This window comes from Vibrio sp. 9-16B-A1 (assembly GCF_056726165.1).
The window spans coordinates 1-3246 of record NZ_JBSDZD010000032.1 but is presented as its reverse complement, the minus strand read 5'-3'; the positions used below and the strand labels follow the sequence as shown (position 1 = coordinate 3246).

The following is a 3246-nucleotide window of genomic DNA, read 5'->3' as shown; positions in this document are numbered from 1 at the left end:
ATTAGCCCATTCCACCACATAATGATTTCGGCCAGTAGCGCCATGAGCAACAAGATGTCGATGCGCTTGGTGCATCGGGTTCGATTGTGCCTCAGTGCTAACCCATAAGCAGGACTTTTGAGATCCCGAAAGGATTCTTCTATCTGCATTCGCTTTGAGTAGAGTTGAGTTATCTGAATCCCATTCATGATGTTATTGGGCAAACTCGTAACAAGTAACCACGGTTCTTTTGCACCTTTGAGGAATACTTTTCCAGCCGAGTGCTTTTGACAAGTTCTGCTGTGACGATGTGCCTTTCTGCCTTTGGGTTGACCCTTATACAAGTAAGCAGAACACTTTAGAGGGGAGCGTTTCGCTAGTTCACATTCACCAAGAAAACGCGGTTTATCAGTGGCTTCTGGATAGAAGGTTTTGTTCGAGCACCAAGCTTGGTTAGGAAGTTTGATAGAGACTTCGCCACGAACACGGCCAAGCCAGAACCACCCTTTACTTTCTACTTGTCGAAACCAGGTATTTCGAAAGCCAGCATCGGAAACAATGATTGGAACACATCCGTCAGGGAGTATGGTTTGCAGTTTGTTCAAGAAGAGTTGGTGACTGTTGGGTGAGTTGTACTGTTTATATTCGAAAGCTTGCTCGTATAGCGTCACCGCTCGTCCCTTAACAGCAATCGACGCACGTAAGGTCATGTACCGTAGTTGCTCTCGAACATCAGACCAATCGACAAGAACAACAGGAAAGGGGTTAGCGTGGGTAATAAGTGAAGCATGCCATTTATAGATGGCGTCTTTTTCTCGGTGAAGGTTGTGGTTTCCGAGGAGTCTGTCGATGCGTTTAATTGAATGCTTTACCGTGGTATTTGCTTCAAGTGAACGACCAATTTTGGTCAGGGTCAACTCAGCGCCGTCGAGAACGGATTTGGTAGCAAGTATCAGAGAATTAAGTCGTTTTTTGTGAATGTTGGGACACTGTTGAGCCAGTGTTTGCTGTAGAATCTGGATATCGCACATCGCTAAGAATCTCTTTCTTATCTATCTGTGAAGGTGTGTTTTTGGCGAAATTCATTAGATCAGATAGGGCGATGTGCGTCTACTCATTGTTTTGAAAGGAAATTATGAGGGGATTCGTAAGAAGCGGGCGTTACACACCTATCCTATAAATTTACCCCTATTCTATATAACAGAGTGGGTGTGCTGTTCACTCTGAAATAACAACTGTAGTAATTGTTCGTGGGTAATTTAGTTAAAGTATTTTTTCTAACACTATGCTTAAAATTACACCAAATGCTAATATGCCAAGTAATCCTGTGATTTCAGGGTATAAATAAAAGGAGTAAAATTTGAAAAATCTAGATTCTTTTATCGCATCAAAGCGGTTAGATAAGATCCCCTTTATTTTTACTTTAGCCCTGTCTAAAGTTTTAATCATACCTGTAATTCTCCTATCTATGTTGTTCATTCTGAGATATTCATATGGAATATCTGAAGGTAAGTACATCCTTATTCTGGTTTTCGGGGTATGTACCAGTTATCTTTCACTGCGTCTCTACTTCCAAGGTTCTCAAGGAGAGTTAGATGAGATTATTAACGGCTACACCGCTAATAAAACTTCAACAGCGATACCTCAATCAGGTAGCAATCTACTAGAGGAGGTTGGTGATGAAGGATATAATGTGTATTATGGTAACAAGGTTGAAGCTCTTTCAGATAAAAGGAAAGCTGCTATCACTCTTGGTTTATTTCCAACTATTATCGGATTGATAAACTACATAAATTCCATAATCTAATCAAAATGTGTGTAACAATCAATTAAAGTCGGACTGCTAACCTGTGGCACTTTTGGTTCTGGTTGGCAATGGTGTTTACTCCGGTCTAATCAAGTCCAGTGGCGTTAGCAGCCGCTTAATTGGGCGCTGGCGGATCCCCTCATAATTCTGTCATCCCACAGAAGTGCGTTAACCGTTGATATTCTATGATTGCCCATCGGTATTGTTGCTCTCGAATGTGGTAGCGTCGATGCTTCCGCACTTCTCGTCCCAGTCTGGTAATTGAGAGTACACGCCGGTGCTTAATAGTATTGGCCTGGAAGTCCCACTGCCATTTGGCTTGCATCGCGATTAGCCCATTCCACCACATAATGATTTCGGCCAGTAGCGCCATGAGCAACAAGATGTCGATGCGCTTGGTGCATCGGGTTCGATTGTGCCTCAGTGCTAACCCATAAGCAGGACTTTTGAGATCCCGAAAGGATTCTTCTATCTGCATTCGCTTTGAGTAGAGTTGAGTTATCTGAATCCCATTCATGATGTTATTGGGCAAACTCGTAACAAGTAACCACGGTTCTTTTGCACCTTTGAGGAATACTTTTCCAGCCGAGTGCTTTTGACAAGTTCTGCTGTGACGATGTGCCTTTCTGCCTTTGGGTTGACCCTTATACAAGTAAGCAGAACACTTTAGAGGGGAGCGTTTCGCTAGTTCACATTCACCAAGAAAACGCGGTTTATCAGTGGCTTCTGGATAGAAGGTTTTGTTCGAGCACCAAGCTTGGTTAGGAAGTTTGATAGAGACTTCGCCACGAACACGGCCAAGCCAGAACCACCCTTTACTTTCTACTTGTCGAAACCAGGTATTTCGAAAGCCAGCATCGGAAACAATGATTGGAACACATCCGTCAGGGAGTATGGTTTGCAGTTTGTTCAAGAAGAGTTGGTGACTGTTGGGTGAGTTGTACTGTTTATATTCGAAAGCTTGCTCGTATAGCGTCACCGCTCGTCCCTTAACAGCAATCGACGCACGTAAGGTCATGTACCGTAGTTGCTCTCGAACATCAGACCAATCGACAAGAACAACAGGAAAGGGGTTAGCGTGGGTAATAAGTGAAGCATGCCATTTATAGATGGCGTCTTTTTCTCGGTGAAGGTTGTGGTTTCCGAGGAGTCTGTCGATGCGTTTAATTGAATGCTTTACCGTGGTATTTGCTTCAAGTGAACGACCAATTTTGGTCAGGGTCAACTCAGCGCCGTCGAGAACGGATTTGGTAGCAAGTATCAGAGAATTAAGTCGTTTTTTGTGAATGTTGGGACACTGTTGAGCCAGTGTTTGCTGTAGAATCTGGATATCGCACATCGCTAAGAATCTCTTTCTTATCTATCTGTGAAGGTGTGTTTTTGGCGAAATTCATTAGATCAGATAGGGCGATGTGCGTCTACTCATTGTTTTGAAAGGAAATTATGAGGGGATTCGTAAG

At 43.2% G+C, this 3246-nt stretch carries 3 protein-coding genes; 1 reads left to right on the top strand and 2 read right to left on the bottom strand.

Translation table 11 applies throughout. From position 1 onward, the window contains the following. Positions 1-1010, bottom strand: a 1010-nt coding sequence (locus ACVB80_RS24215) for an IS4 family transposase (protein WP_481080767.1), incomplete at its 3' end; no start/stop codon positions are given. A 329-nt stretch (positions 1011-1339) separates the two neighbouring features. Here ACVB80_RS24215 and ACVB80_RS24210 point away from each other — a divergent pair. Then, entirely contained in the window at positions 1340-1786 is a 447-nt protein-coding gene (locus ACVB80_RS24210; protein ID WP_481083827.1) for a hypothetical protein, read from the top strand. Between the two features lie 139 nt (positions 1787-1925). Here the strand turns inward: ACVB80_RS24210 and ACVB80_RS24205 are convergent, their stop codons facing one another. Next, positions 1926-3125, bottom strand: coding sequence for an IS4 family transposase (locus ACVB80_RS24205; RefSeq protein ID WP_481083826.1), 1200 nt, complete (start codon positions 3123-3125; stop codon positions 1926-1928). Positions 3126-3246 lie beyond the last annotated feature (121 nt).